The 13,018-nt window shown below is 72.9% G+C and carries 13 protein-coding genes; 7 read left to right on the plus strand and 6 right to left on the minus strand.

Translation table 11 applies throughout. The annotated features are described in order from the left end of the window. The first annotated feature begins 228 nt into the window (after positions 1-228). Positions 229-1,437 carry a cytochrome P450 gene (locus tag LCD31_RS02565; RefSeq protein ID WP_224955788.1) on the plus strand — a complete coding sequence of 403 codons (1,209 nt, stop codon included), beginning with the start codon at positions 229-231 and terminating at the stop codon, positions 1,435-1,437. 124 nt (positions 1,438-1,561) lie between these two features. Here LCD31_RS02565 and LCD31_RS02570 read toward each other — a convergent pair whose 3' ends face one another. The 3 genes from LCD31_RS02570 to LCD31_RS02580 form a co-directional block, all read right to left on the minus strand. After that, the gene (locus tag LCD31_RS02570; RefSeq protein ID WP_224955789.1) at positions 1,562-1,888 is read right to left on the minus strand and encodes a hypothetical protein; all 327 of its coding nucleotides are present in this window, start codon (positions 1,886-1,888) and stop codon (positions 1,562-1,564) included. 95 nt (positions 1,889-1,983) lie between these two features. Then, positions 1,984-2,196, minus strand: coding sequence for a hypothetical protein (locus tag LCD31_RS02575; protein ID WP_224955790.1), 213 nt, complete (start codon positions 2,194-2,196; stop codon positions 1,984-1,986). A 10-nt stretch (positions 2,197-2,206) separates the two neighbouring features. Next, entirely contained in the window at positions 2,207-2,440 is a 234-nt protein-coding gene (locus tag LCD31_RS02580) for a hypothetical protein (RefSeq protein ID WP_224955791.1), read from the minus strand. A gap of 247 nt (positions 2,441-2,687) precedes the next feature. On the opposite strand from LCD31_RS02580, the gene LCD31_RS02585 reads away from it, so the two are divergent. Beyond that, entirely contained in the window at positions 2,688-3,617 is a 930-nt protein-coding gene (locus LCD31_RS02585) for a helix-turn-helix transcriptional regulator (protein ID WP_224955792.1), read from the plus strand. Positions 3,618-3,619: 2 nt separating this feature from the next. Next, complete coding sequence (locus LCD31_RS02590; protein ID WP_224955793.1) at positions 3,620-3,814, plus strand: DUF397 domain-containing protein; 195 nt, start codon at positions 3,620-3,622, stop codon at positions 3,812-3,814. A 231-nt stretch (positions 3,815-4,045) separates the two neighbouring features. Here LCD31_RS02590 and LCD31_RS02595 read toward each other — a convergent pair whose 3' ends face one another. Both LCD31_RS02595 and LCD31_RS02600 read right to left on the minus strand, forming a co-directional pair. Beyond that, on the minus strand, positions 4,046-5,515 hold the full coding sequence (locus LCD31_RS02595; RefSeq protein WP_224955794.1) for a sulfatase-like hydrolase/transferase: 1,470 nt from the start codon (positions 5,513-5,515) through the stop codon (positions 4,046-4,048). A gap of 38 nt (positions 5,516-5,553) precedes the next feature. Then, positions 5,554-6,771, minus strand: coding sequence for an ROK family transcriptional regulator (locus LCD31_RS02600; protein ID WP_224955795.1), 1,218 nt, complete (start codon positions 6,769-6,771; stop codon positions 5,554-5,556). Between the two features lie 154 nt (positions 6,772-6,925). Between LCD31_RS02600 and LCD31_RS02605 the strand changes: the two genes are divergently transcribed. The 3 genes from LCD31_RS02605 (at position 6,926) to LCD31_RS02615 (ending at position 11,443) form a co-directional block, all read left to right on the plus strand. Then, a complete protein-coding gene (locus LCD31_RS02605; protein ID WP_224955796.1) occupies positions 6,926-8,278 on the plus strand; it encodes a sugar porter family MFS transporter in 1,353 nt (450 codons plus the stop codon). Positions 8,279-8,519: 241 nt separating this feature from the next. Further along, positions 8,520-9,239: an ABC transporter ATP-binding protein gene (locus LCD31_RS02610; protein ID WP_224955797.1), complete on the plus strand. Its 720-nt coding sequence runs from the start codon at positions 8,520-8,522 to the stop codon at positions 9,237-9,239. Continuing rightward, the gene (locus tag LCD31_RS02615) at positions 9,236-11,443 is read left to right on the plus strand and encodes an FtsX-like permease family protein (protein WP_224955798.1); all 2,208 of its coding nucleotides are present in this window, start codon (positions 9,236-9,238) and stop codon (positions 11,441-11,443) included. Before LCD31_RS02610 ends, LCD31_RS02615 begins: the two co-directional genes overlap by 4 nt. 99 nt (positions 11,444-11,542) lie before the next feature. Here LCD31_RS02615 and LCD31_RS02620 read toward each other — a convergent pair whose 3' ends face one another. Continuing rightward, complete coding sequence (locus LCD31_RS02620; RefSeq protein WP_224955799.1) at positions 11,543-12,532, minus strand: helix-turn-helix domain-containing protein; 990 nt, start codon at positions 12,530-12,532, stop codon at positions 11,543-11,545. 52 nt (positions 12,533-12,584) lie between these two features. On the opposite strand from LCD31_RS02620, the gene LCD31_RS02625 reads away from it, so the two are divergent. Next, positions 12,585-12,977: a cupin domain-containing protein gene (locus LCD31_RS02625; RefSeq protein ID WP_224955800.1), complete on the plus strand. Its 393-nt coding sequence runs from the start codon at positions 12,585-12,587 to the stop codon at positions 12,975-12,977. Positions 12,978-13,018: the final 41 nt, after the last annotated feature.

Consider the following 13,018-nt stretch of genomic DNA (forward strand, 5'->3'; position numbering starts at 1 on the left):
ACCCGCACCGGCACGTCCTCCGGGGTCGCGCTGAACCGGGGGACCGCGGCCAGGAACGACACGGTCGGCCGGTCGTCGGGCCGCGGGGCGCGCGCGCCCCCCCCCCCGCGGGGGGGGGCGGCCCCCCCCGGCGGTGCGCTCTCAGGAAGTTCACAGGTGGATTAAGTGAGAGTCGACTCTCGGTTAGGTAGCGTGGGTCGGGTTCCCCTTCCGACACCAGGAGCGCCCATGTCCTCTGCGACGGACAGCCCGGCCACCACTCCCGCCCTGCCCCTGCACATGCGGCGCAACGGCTTCGATCCGGTTCCCGACCTCGCCGCGGCCCGCGAGAACGACGGCGTCACCCAGGTCGCCACCCCGTTCGGCGCCCGTGCCTGGCTGGTCACCCGGCACGCGGACGTCCGCGCGCTGCTCGGCGATGCGGAGACCTTCAGCAACGGCTGGCAGCGGCCGAACAGCGACTTGTCCCCGGAGGAGGCGGCGGAGCTGCGCCGCGGCAACCTGCTGGGCTACGACCCGCCGGAGCACACCCGGCTGCGCAAGATGCTCACCCCCGAGTTCACGGTGCGGCGGATGCGGCGGCTCGAACCGCGCATCGTGGAGATCGTCGACCAGCACCTGGACGCGATGCGCCGGGCCGGTGCCCCGCGCGACCTGGTCACCGACTTCGCGCTGCCGGTGCCCTCGCTGGTGATCTGCGAACTGCTGGGCGTGCCCTACGCGGACCGCGACGAGTTCCAGACCCGCACCGGCACGATCCTGGACACCTCGCTGCCCGAGGACGTGCGGCGGCAGGCCAGCCTCGCGCAGCGGGCGTACATGCGCGAACTCGTCGAACGCGCGCAGGCCGATCCGGGCGAGGACATGCTCGGCATGCTGGTGCGCGAGCACGGCCACGAGCTGGAGACCCCGGACCTGACCGGCATCGCGAGCCTGCTGCTGCTCGCCGGGCACGAGACGACCTCCAACATGCTGGGCCTGGGCACCCTCGCGCTGCTGCGCCACCCCGACCAACTGGCGCTGGTGCGCGACGACCCGGAACGGGTGGCGCCCGCGGTGGAGGAGCTGATGCGCTGGCTGAGCATCGTGCACTCCGGCACGCCGCGGGTGACCACCACCGAGGTGGAGATCGCCGGCCGGGTGATCCCCGCCGGGGAGATGGTCGTGTTCGCGCTGCCCGCGGCGAACCGGGACCCGGAACTGGTCGACGATCCCGACGCGCTCGACATCACCCGCAAGCCGACGAACCACATCGGCTTCGGCCACGGCATCCACCACTGCCTCGGCGCGCCGCTGGCCCGGATGGAGATGCGCATCGCGTTCCCCGCGCTGCTGCGGGCGTTCCCGGAGCTGCGCACCGCCATCCCCGACGACGAGATCGAGTTCCGCTCGTACCACTTCGTCTACGGCCTCAAGTCGCTGCCGGTCGCCTGGTAGCTGCGCATCCGGGGTGTCCGGCCGGTGCTCGCCGCGAGTCGGGGAGAGGGGCGAGCACCGGCCGCACGTGCGGTCTGCCGTCGCTCGGGGGAGGGCGGAACGGCAGGCCGCGTTCAGGGGCGGATCAAGCGGCCCGCGCGGTCGAGAACCGGTCGACGCGCGGCACGATCCGCAGTGGACGCGAGTGTCCGTGGGTTCCGGTCGCGTCCGGGTCGGTGTCCGGCCACGTGATCGGCGGATCGGGCTCCGGCGGCGCGGTGGTGCGCGACGACCGGCGCTCGGCCATCACCACTAGCGCGTCCGCCAGCACCGGGAACCGGACGGAGCTCGGCCGGGTGCTGGTGCTGCCCACGCACGCCTGGCAGATCTGGCGGGTGTCGAGCGGCGGCGGCCGGTCGAAGACCCGCGACATCCGCCCGCTCAGCGGATGCCCGCAGCTCGCGATGATCACCGTCCCCCGCGTCGTCCTGCCGCTGAGGTGCCAGGTCGAACACCACTCCGAGGTGATCCAGGCAGGTGCAGGGGCGAAGCGGCCCGTCGGCGCGTTCACGAGTCGGTCGCATTCGCTTCGCGGCGAAGGCCGTCGATCGCCGCGCCGAGCTCCCGGTGCAGCTCCGCGGCCTGCGCCAGGTCGAGGATCGCGTGCGCCTCTTCCGGAACCCGGAGGCTGATCCCGCGGCGGATCCGGCCGAGGTGCACGGCGCGGTCCCGGAACGCGATGTCCCGGCACGGAACGGTGATCGTGTGGTGGGCGGGCATCGAGCCCCCTTCATGTCGGGCCTTCGGACGGGAGGCGGAACGGGGTGAGCGGATGGCGGGCCGCGTAGATCTCGGTGCAGCTCTCGCAGTAGGAGTCCCGTGGTGGTCGAGCGCGACGAGCTCCTCGCGGCACGGTGATCACCGCACCGCACAAGGCTTCGGCGCCGCGCGCGGCGCCCCACTCCTCGGGTGCGGCGGTCGTGGCGTGGATCGAGTGCGACCCGTCCGGGAGCACGAACCGCACGCGGGTCACCGCCACCGTTCCCGCCGCGCATCCGCACGGGCACCGGGCAGCCACCACACCAGGAAGATCGGCCCGAACACGAGCGCCCACGCCACCAGACCGAGCAGGATGTCGGTCGTCATCACGTCACCGGCCCGTCGAGCCACGTCGCACTGCGCACAACGTCTGACCGGTGCGGTAGAAGACTTCGGCTGCACATGCTCTCTCCCGAGGTGACATCTGGATCAGTGGATCTGATCCAAATCTGATGGATCTGATCCAGTGGCGCAATCGCTCGATCGGGGGGACGTTCGGCCAGGAGCGTCTTCCTTACGATTGGCCGGTGACCCGATCCAAACCAGGCAGCCCGAAGGCTCGAACTCTCGGCGCAGAGCTGCGCAAAGCTCGCGAGGATGCGGGCATCGGTGTTCGTGAACTGGCGCGCAGGCTGGATGTCGCGCACGCATGGGTCACGCGGACTGAGGCGGGTACTCGAACGGCGTCCCCGGAGGACGTAGGGGCGGCTGCGGCGGCCCTCGGCCTCTCGGCAGCTGAGCGCGAACGAATCGCAGACATCGCTCGTGAGGGCGATGGGCCGAACTACCTACGTGCCGGAATCCCTGGGGTGCACCAGGAACTGGTCACGTTGATGAACTACGAGCGGACCGCTACTGCCATTAGCGAGGTGGCGCCGCTTCTCGTTCCTGGCCTGCTTCAGACGGGCGACTACGCCCGCGCGATCATGACCGAGTCGTCTCCTGGAGAGGTGGAGACGAAGGTCGCCATGCGCGCGAGCCGTCGGGACGTGCTGACCAGCCGCAAAGCGCCACGCTTCGAGGCGCTGATAGCGGAATCAGCGCTGACCAGGCCTATCGCCGACGTTGAAACGATGTCCGGTCAGCTGCGGCATCTGCAGCAGGCGGCGCAGCTTTTCAACATCACCATCCGCGTCATTCCGGACCGATTGCCCAGGTGGACGCCAGCCCACAGCGGGCAGTTCATGTTCTTCGAATTTCCGACCGCGCGCCCTGTTGTGCACTTGGAGCACTTCGCATCCGCGGCATTCCTGACCGGTGATTCGGCGATCGAGGCGTACCGAGACGCGCTCGATACCCTCCGTGAAGCGGCGTTGAGCGCAGAGGACACGCTGAAGTTCATCGCCGAACGTAGTGCGGAGACAGGACTTGAGGAGAGCTAGCTGTGACACAGCAACCGGCAGGATGGCGGAAGGCAACGCGGTCGAGCAACAACACCGCGTGCGTCGAGGTCGGCCGGGTGGCCGACGGCGCCGCGGTTCGTGACACCAAGGATCGTGCAGCAGGTCATTTAACTGCTACCGGTGCCCAGTGGTCGGCTTTCGTCGGCGCTGTGAAGGCCGGTCGCTTCGACGGCTGACCCGTTCCGCGGCGGGGGCCCCCCGGGGGGGGGCCGCCCGGGGGCCCCGCGGGGGGGGGGGGGGCCGCGGGGGGGGGGGGGGGGGTGGGGGTGGGGCCGCCCGGGGGGCGGGGGGGGGGAGGGGGGGGGGGGGGGGGCGCCGGGCCGGGGGGGGGGGGGGGGGGGGGGCCGGCGCCCGGGGGCCCCGCGCGGGCCCGCCCCCCCCCCCCCCCCCCCGCTCCGTTCCGGGTGTCAGAACGAGCTGAGCGTCGGGTCGTAATCGGTCTCGCCGACCGGGTACATGCTCGTCATCCAGTGGTAGAAGTTGTCGCCGCGCTCGCGCAGCAGCTCGTAGAGGCGGCGCAGCATGGCGTTGCGGACCTCGCGGACCTCGGGCTGCTCGTAGCGGTTGTGCAGCTCGTCCGGATCCAGCTCCAGGTCGTAGAGCTCGTTGTGCGATTCCGGGTTCACCACCAGCTTGTAACGGGCGCCGCGCAACATCCGCTGCGGGTACGGGAAGTGGTGGCCGTGGTACTCGGCGACCAGGTCCGGCGCCCACTCCGGGTGCTCGCCGCGCACCAGCGGCAGCAGGCTGCGGCTGTCCACCGCGGGGGACGGGTCCTCCCCGGCGAGCTCCAGGATCGTGGCGGTGAAGTCGGTGAGGCTGACGAACTCGTCCCGCACCTGCGGCCGCTCGCCGGGCACCGACACGATGCCGGGGATGCGGTAGATGTCGTCGTACATCGCCGGTCCCTTGTCGTGCAGCCGGTGCGCGCCGGTGAACTCGCCGTGGTCCGCGGTGAACATGATCGAGGTGCGGTCGGCCAGGCCGAGTTCGTCGAGCGCGCGGCGCAACCGGCCGACCTGCTCGTCGATCAGCGTCACGTAACCGCGGTAGACGGCGATGAGCTTGCGGCTCTCCTCCGGCGACATGGTGTCGAACGCCCAGTGCGCGCTGTAGTTGCGCTGCACCGGGGGCTTGCCCTCGAAGGTCTCCAGCACCGAGCGCGGCAGCTCGATCTCCTCCGGGTCGTACATGTCGTAGTAGGAATCCGGCAGCAGGTACGGCAGGTGCGGGCCGAAGTAGTGCGTCGCCAAGAAGAACGGTGTGTCCGAAGTGGACTCGTCGGCGGCGAACCGGTGCAGCATCTCGATGGTGCGGGTCGTCAGGTAGTGCTCGAAGGTCGCCTCCACCGGCTGCTGCAACCGGGCCGCCAGCAGGTTGCCGGGGTTCCCGTTCGGCGCCGTCCCGCGCACCTCGTCCCGGATCGAGTACGGCGGCAGGCCGTGCTCCTCCAGGTACGCCAGGTAATCCGGGTGGTCGACGGGGTTGTGCCAGCCCGGCAGGTCCGGGCCTTGGAACCCGTAGTCGGCGGCGTTGCGCCGCACCCCGCCGTGCCACTTGCCGAGCAGCCCCAGGTTGTAGCCGCGCTCGGCGAGCCGCTCGGCGAAGGTGAACTGGTCCGGCGCCAGGTCCTCCAGGTAGCCGACGTTGCGCTCGTAGTTCGCCAGCAGCTTGTGCCGGAACGGGGCGTACCCGGTGAGCAGGCTCGCGCGGGCGGGCGTGCAGATCGCGGTGGGGGTGAAGCAGTTGTCGAAGCGGGTGCCGCCCGCGGCGAGCGCGTCCAGGTTCGGGGTGCGCACGGCGTCCGGGTCGCCGTAGCAGCCCAGCGTGTCGATCCGGTGCTGGTCGGTCATCAGGAAGAGCATGTTGCGCGGCACGGAGATCTCCTCGGCGGGAAGCGTCGGGCGGGGTCGGGTCAGCGGCCGGATTCGGCGTCCGGCGCGGCGGCCTGCTCGGGGTGCCGCGGCAGTGGATAGCGGGCCAGCAGCGGAGATTCGTGCAGCGCGAGCGCCAGTCCGCCCAGCGCCCCGCCCCACGGCGCGGTGCCCGCGGTGCCGAACTCGACGCCGCAGCGCAGCGACCGCATCGCGCGCCGGGCGAACGACTCGCGCAGCGGGCGCAGGAACGGCTCGCCCAGTTCGGCGAGTTCGCCGCCGAGCACCACCCGGCCCGCGTTGACCGCCGTGCACATCGCCGCCAGCGCCGTCCCGGCGTGCTCCCCGGCCGCGCGGACCGCCTCGGCCTCGGCGCCGTCGCGGGCCAGCGCGTCCCGCACAACCGCCCAGCGGCGGTGCCCGGTCGCGCGCAGCACCGCGGGTACCGAGGCGTAGCGCTCCAGGCAGCCGTGTCCGCCGCACCAGCACTTCGGCCCGGTGTCGTCGACGCACAGGTGCCCGAGTTCGGCGGCGACCCCGCCGGTGCCGCGGACCAGCTGCCCGCCGATGATCAGGCCGCCGCCGGTGCCGTGCGAGAAGTGCGCGTAGAGCAGGTCGGAGGCCCCGGCCGCGGCGCCCCAGGTGGCTTCGGCGAGCGCGGTGAGCCGGGTGTTGTTGTCCACGCCCACCGGTACCCCGAACGCGCGGGCCAGGCGGTCGGCGATCAGCTCCCGCCCGCGGAGCCGGTCCGGTTCGTCCAGCCCGGCGGCGGGCGCGAGCACCAGCTCGCCGGGCCCGGTGGAGCCGACGCCGATCCCGGCGAGCGTGCCCAGCGTGATCCCGTGGTGCTCGGCGGCCTCCCGCACGGCGCGCTCGGCCAGCGCCAGCCGGTCCGCGGCGCCGCGCGCCGAGCCGTAGGACAGGTCGGCGCGGGCCTGCACGCGGTGCGCGGCGTCGGCCAGCACCAGCCGGATCCGGTTGCGCCCCAGTTCGAGACCGAGGTACTGGCCCGCGCCCGGGTTGAGCGTGAGCCCGCGGGTGGGGCGGCCCCGGCGGTGCGACGGCGGGAGTTCGGTCTCCACGACGACCCCGCGCCGGATCAGGTCGCCGAGGATCGCCGACAGCGTCGTGCGGGACAGCCCGCTGCGCTCGGCGACCGCGGCCCGGCTCAGCTCGCCGTGCCTGCGCAGGCAACCGAGCACGCGTTCGGCGTTGCCCTGGCGCAGCCGGTGCAGCGCGGTCGGGGCGGGGTCGGTCATGGCCGCAGCGTAACCCGGCATTGCTCCATTTACGAACGGGCTTCGTCAAAAACCTGTCCACATTCTGACCGAGCATTGACGCAAATGGGGTCCGGTGCCACTCTCCATCGCACTGATCGGCCCGGAACACCGTGATGCCACTGGAGAACCGCACATGTCCCAATCCCGTTCGCCGAGCTCCTCCGCCGCGGCGCGCTCGGTGTTCTTCTTCGGTTCCTTCGGCGGCATCCTCGCCGGGTACGACCAGGGCATCGCGGCCGGTTCGCTGCTGTTCATCTCGCCCGCGCTGGGGCTCACCCCGTGGACGAAGGGGCTGGTGGTGAGCTCGCTGATGCTCGGCGCGATCTTCGGCAGCCTGGTGGCGGGCTCGCTGGCGGAACGCTGGGGGCGGCGGCCGATCCTGCAGCTGGGCGCGGCCGTGTTCGGGCTGTCCGCGATCGGCATGGCGCTCGCCCCGTCGGTGGCGGTGCTCGTCGCGGCCCGGGTGCTCGGCGGGCTCGCCGTCGGCATCGCCTCGGTGGTGGTGCCCACCTACCTGTCCGAGCTGGCGCCGACGCGCAACCGCGGCGGCATCGCCACCCTCAACCAGCTGATGATCGCCATCGGGATCTTCGTCGCCTACGTGACGAGCTTGGCGCTGTCGCCGTGGGGCGCGTGGCGGTGGATGCTGGGCATCGCGCTGGTGCCGTCGTTGCTGCTGCTGTTCGGGGTGTCCCGCTCGCCGGAGACGCCGCGCTGGCTCGTCGCCCACGGCCGGACGGAGGAGGCGCGGCGGGTGCTGCGCGCGCAGCTCGGCGAGGACGAGGCGGCGGCGGTGCTCGCCGACATCCGCCGCACCAGGGACGCCGAACCGGAGCAGGACCGGGCCCGCTGGCGCGAACTGCTCACCCCCGCGCTGCGCAGGCCGCTGCTGGTGGCCGTCGGACTGGCGCTGCTGCAGCAGTTCATCGGGATCAACACCATCGTCTACTACGCGCCGACGATCCTGCGCGCCGCCGGTTTCGGCGACAGCGCCGCGCTGCTCAACAGCGTCGGGCTCGGCGCGCTGTCCATCATCACCACGCTGATCACGGCGCGGGTGGTGGACGCGGTGGGGCGCAAGAAGCTGCTCATGATCGGCGGCACCGCGATGCTGCTGAGCATGTCGGTGCTCGCGGTGCTGTTCGGCGGGGACCTGCTCGCCGGGACGGCCGGGGCGACCGGGGCCGTGCTGTGCCTGGCGGTGTTCAAGGTGGCGTTCTCGCTGAGCTGGGGGCCGCTGATGTGGGTGCTGCTGCCGGAGCAGTTCCCGCTGCGGGTGCGCACCCTCGGCGTCGGCGTCGGGTCGTTCGTGAACTGGACGGGGAACCTGCTGGTGTCCCAGTTCTTCCCGGTGCTGCTCGTGTTCGGGGCGGGCGCGGTGTTCGGCATCTTCGCCGGTTTCGCCGTGCTGGCGCTGGTGTTCACGTTCTTCTGCGTGCGGGAGACCTCGCGGCGCAGCCTCGAAGACCTCGAACTGGCGGGGTAGCGCGGGGAACCCGTGCCCGGAGCCGGAAAGCGCGTCCCGGGCACGACCGGCGTTCTCCCGGGCGCCGCCGGGACCGGTCGGCGAGAACCCGGCCGCAACGGCATGCCTGGCCTGTCGGACCAGGAGCTCCGGCCGATCAGCCGACCTCGCACGGCCTGTCGGATGAGGCGGCTTCCCCTCGCGCGCTGCGAACGTTCCTCCCGGGCGCCGCACGGCGCATCGGGACCGAGGGGAACGACACATGCAGCAGGGGCAGATGCCGGCGGGCGGGACGGTGCTGGCGGGCCGCGGCCTGGCCAAGCAGTACGGCGAGCACTGGGCGCTGGGCGGGGCGGACATCGAGGTGCGGGCCGGTGAGGTGCTGGCGATCGTGGGCCCGTCCGGCTCCGGCAAGACCACGATGCTGCACGTGCTCGCCGGGATCCTGCGCCCGGACCGGGGGGAGGTCGTCTTCGGCGGGCGCCGCGTCGACCAGCTCTCCGAGACCAAGCGCAGCGAGCTGCGGCGGCACGAGTTCGGCTTCGTGTTCCAGCAGGGCATGCTCGTCGGCGAGCTGACCGCCGAGGAGAACGTGGCGCTGCCGCTGCTGCTCGGCGGCACCGACCGGCGCCGGGCCATCGGCACCGCCCGCGAATGGCTGGCCGAGCTGGGCCTGAGCGGTATGGAGGCACGACTGCCCGGCCAGCTCTCCGGTGGCCAGGCGCAGCGGGTGGCGATCGCGCGGGCGATGGCGCACGAACCGAAGGTGATCTTCGCGGACGAGCCGACCGGCGCACTGGACACCCGCACCGGCGAGGCGACGATGCGCGCGCTCGCCGACAGCGCGACCCGTTCCGGTGCCGCCGTCGTCGTGGTCACCCACGACCGCGAACTGGCCGCTCGGTGCAGCCGGGTGGTGGAGATCCGCGACGGCCTCATCGCGCACGACGTCGCGGCGCGCGGCGGGGCGGTGGCGCGGTGAACCCCCTGCAGCTGGCCGTGCGGGTGCTGCGGCACGACTCCCGCACCCGCACCTCGGCGATCCTGACCGCCGCCGGCGTGATGGTGGCGACCGCGCTGGTGCTGATCCTCACCGCGCTGCCGCACGCCGCGCAGGCGCGCACCGACCGCTCCTCCTGGCAGGAGGGCCACCAGGGCGTCTCCGAGACGGGCGGGGTGGAACTGGCCTCCCAGGACTACGTGCGCGGCGAGATGATCAGCCGGCTGGACGTCTCCGGCGCCGCCGGCGGCGGGAAGGCCCCGGAATTCCCGGCTCCCGGCGAGGCGCTGCTGTCCCCGGCGCTCGCCGAGAAGGCGGCCGCGCTGCCGGACGGCGAACTGGCCGACCGCTTCCCGCAGCGCATCGCGGGCACGATCGACCCGCGGCTGCTGCGCTACCCGGAACAGCTCGTCGCCGTCGTCGGGCACCCGCGAGGCGCACTGGACGAGGCCGCCGCCGTCGCGAACCCGTACTCCTCGGTGACGATCCAGGCGGAGTCCGAGGACCTGCTGCTGCAACCGATGGCGTTGTTCGGCCTGTTCGTACTGGCGGCTCCCAGCCTCGTGCTGGTCGCCTCGGCCTCGCGGCTGACCGCGGCGCGCCGGGAACGCAGGATGGCGTCGTTGCGGATGGCGGGTGCGACCCCGTCCCAGGTGGTCTCGACGGTGGCCGCGGAGACCGGGCTCGCCGCGGTGGTCGGCACCGCGGCGGGAGTGCTGCTGACCTGGCCGCTGCGGTACCTCATCGCGATGATCCCCTGGGGGAACGGCACCTGGTTCGTCGACGACATCACCCCGTCGATCTGGGCGGTCCTGGGCGTGGCGATCGGCGTTCCGGCGCTCGTGGTGGCCTCGTCCGTGCTGGGTGCCGGCCGGGTCGTGCGCGCGCCGCTGAGCGCGGCCACCGAGCAGCAGCGCGGCAGGCCCAAGGCGTGGCGGCTGCTGATCATCGCGGTGGTCGCGGCGCTGTTCGTGCTCGGCATGGTGAAGTACGACGACGGTGCGGGATTCCTGGTCCTCGTGCTGCCGATCGCCGCGGTGGCGTGGTCGTTCTCCCTGGTCGGACCGTGGATCACCGCCACCACCGGCCGGCTGTTCGCCCGGGTGTGGCGCGGTCCTTCGGTGCTGCTGGCGGGCAGGCGGCTGGTCAGCGACCCGAAGAGCGCCTACCGGTCGTCGTCCGGCATGGTGCTCGCGGTGTTCATCGGATCGATGGCGCTGACGGCGTTGCCCGCGATGACCGGCGGGCCGAATTCGATGGGCAGCTGGGACGAGCGGGGCGTGCTCGTCGCGGACGTGCCCAGCAGCCGCGCACCCGAACTGCGCCAACGCCTCGCCGACGAACTGGCGGCGCGGGGCGTGCGGGCCACCGTCGCCGGCTACGAGCAGGTCCTGATCGGCGGGGCCGGCGACTCGTCCGCCTTCGGCCTGGTCATCGACTGCCGCGCTGCTCGGGAGGTGACTCCCTTCCGGCCCTCGTGCGAGGGGCCGCCCGCCGTCCACGTGCCGGACGGGCAGCCGACCTCGGAACTCACCGTCACCCCGAGCACGGGTGGCGCCGACCGGCCCTCCGCCACGCCGGTGCCGCCCGGAACTCCGGTCGTCTCCGAGCCGGACCTGGACACCGTGCTCGTCGACCCGCGCGCGATGCCCGCGGTGGAAGGCTCGGAGCAGACCACGTTGTCCGTGCTCCCGCCCACCGGGGCGGACCGGATCAAGGTGCGCACCGCCATGGCGCGCACGATCCCCGGTGCGGACATCGAGTCGATCGAGTCGCGCAGCGTCGCCGGGGACGTCCAGACCGGGGACCTGCACCGGATCACCGTGATCGGGTTGTCGATCGCGTCGGTGCTCGCGGCGGGCAGCGCGGCGATCACCGCCGCGGGGTCGGTCATCGATCGGCGCCGCACGCTGGGGGCGCTGATCGCCGCCGGTACGCAGAGCCGGGTGCTGGTCCGCGCCCTGCACGTCGAGGCGGCGCTCCCGGCGCTGGTCGCGGCGGGGATCGCGACCGCGGGAGGCACCGGCGTCAGCCTCGGATTGCTGAACGTGCTGGACCAGAGCACCACGCTGACGCCGGCGATCCTGGCGCCGATCGTGCTCGGCCTGCTGGTCGCGGCGCTGGCGGCGTCGGCCAGCGGGCTGATGCTGCGCAAGATCAGCGCGGAGCCGCTGGCCGACGAGTAGCGGTGCACGGCGGCGGGCGCCCGGTGCGTCCGCCGCCGCGTCATCCCTCGTCAGAACATTGCTCGGCGCCGCATTCCCCGGCGCTGAGCGCACTTCGCGTCATCCTCGCTCCGGCACCGGCTCCGGAGGTGTCGCGCCGAAGCGGCGGCGGTAGGCCGACGGGGTGAGGCCGGTGTGCTCGCGGAAGCGGGCGCGGAGGTTGGCGGAGGTGCCGAACCCGCTGGCCGCGGCGACCCGGTCCAGGCCGAGTTCGCCGCGTTCGACGAGGCGGCGGGCCAGCGCGATCCGCTCGGTGGTGAGCCAGGCGAGCGGGGTCGTGCCGAGCTCGGCGCGGAACCGCCGGTGCAGCGTCGCCGGACTCGTCGCGAGCCGCGCGGCCAGGTCCGCCACGGTCAGCGGCCGGTCCAGGCGCGCGCGGGCCCAGTCCAGCGCGGGCGCCAGCGAGGTGTCCGCGGCGTCCGGCACCGGCCGCTCCACGAACTGCCGCTGACCGCCGTCGCGGTGGCCGGTGAACACCAGCCGCCTGCTCACCGCGTTCGCGACCTCGGCGCCGTGGTCCCGGTTGATCAGGTGCAGCCCCAGGTCCAGCGCCGCCGCGCTGCCCGCCGCGGTGAGCACCGCGCCGTCGTCGACGTAGAGCACGTCCGGTTCCAGGCGCACCGCGGGGAAGCGGCGGGTGAACTCCGCGGCCCAGCGCCAGTGCGTGGTGGCCCGCCGGCCGTCCAGCACGCCCGCCTCGGCCAGGGTGAACGCCCCGGTGCAGAAGCTCACCAACCGCGCACCGCGCCGGGCCGCCCGGGCGACCAGGTCCAGCACCTCGGGATCGGCGGGCACCTCCGGGTCGGGCCGGTTGGGCACGATCAGCGTGTCCGCCGCGTCCGCGACCTCGGGCCCGGCGACGTCGGAGAGCGTGAACATGCCCAGGTGCATCCGCACCCGCGGCCGCACCGCGCACACCGCGAAGTCGTACCAGCGACGGTCCAGTTCGGGGCGGCGCAGGCCGAACAGCTCCGTGGCCACGCCCATCTCGAACGGATTCGAGCCTTCGTCGACCAGCACCACGACCCGGTGCGAGGATCCTTGCGACATGTGCGATTCCTAGCACTCGTGGTGCGGTCGGGTCGAGCCGAGGATGGCGGTCATGACCACGAACCCGATCGACCTCGCGACCGCGCTGGACGGCTTCGACGCCGCGTGGAGCCCGCGGATCATCGCCTACCTCAACGACTACGACGTCCGGCTCGCCCGGTTCCACGGCGAGCACGTGTGGCACGTGCACCTGGAGACCGACGAGTTCTTCCTGGTGCTGGACGGGGAGATCGCCATCGCGCTGCGCGAGGAAGCCGGCGAGCGGACGGTGACCTTGCCGCGCGGCTCGGTGTTCGTGGTGCCGCGCGGGACGTTCCACAAGCCGTCGTCGGCGCGCGGTGCGGCGGTGCTGCTGGTGGAGCCCACCGGAACCGTCTCGGTCGGGGACGAGCACGACGAGGTGCCCGCGCACGTGGACGTCACCACCGGGCACCCGGTGCGGTAACCCGCGTCCGCTCGGGTGATGTCGACCGGTCCCGGCACCAC

It is taken from the genome of Saccharopolyspora sp. 6M (assembly GCF_020176775.1).
GTDB lineage: Bacteria > Actinomycetota > Actinomycetes > Mycobacteriales > Pseudonocardiaceae > Saccharopolyspora_C > Saccharopolyspora_C gregorii.

Excerpts from the sequence above, each read along its gene's own strand:
- LCD31_RS02585 (WP_224955792.1), top strand. The coding sequence starts at position 2,688 with ATGGATCTGATCCAGTGGCGCAATCGCTCGATCGGGGGGACGTTCGGC.
- LCD31_RS02625 (WP_224955800.1), top strand. The coding sequence starts at position 12,585 with ATGACCACGAACCCGATCGACCTCGCGACCGCGCTGGACGGCTTCGAC.
- LCD31_RS02600 (WP_224955795.1), bottom strand. The coding sequence starts at position 6,771 with ATGACCGACCCCGCCCCGACCGCGCTGCACCGGCTGCGCCAGGGCAAC.
- LCD31_RS02575 (WP_224955790.1), bottom strand. The coding sequence starts at position 2,196 with ATGCCCGCCCACCACACGATCACCGTTCCGTGCCGGGACATCGCGTTC.
- LCD31_RS02605 (WP_224955796.1), top strand. The coding sequence starts at position 6,926 with ATGTCCCAATCCCGTTCGCCGAGCTCCTCCGCCGCGGCGCGCTCGGTG.
- LCD31_RS02610 (WP_224955797.1), top strand. The coding sequence starts at position 8,520 with ATGCAGCAGGGGCAGATGCCGGCGGGCGGGACGGTGCTGGCGGGCCGC.
- LCD31_RS02565 (WP_224955788.1), top strand. The coding sequence starts at position 229 with ATGTCCTCTGCGACGGACAGCCCGGCCACCACTCCCGCCCTGCCCCTG.
- LCD31_RS02620 (WP_224955799.1), bottom strand. The coding sequence starts at position 12,532 with ATGTCGCAAGGATCCTCGCACCGGGTCGTGGTGCTGGTCGACGAAGGC.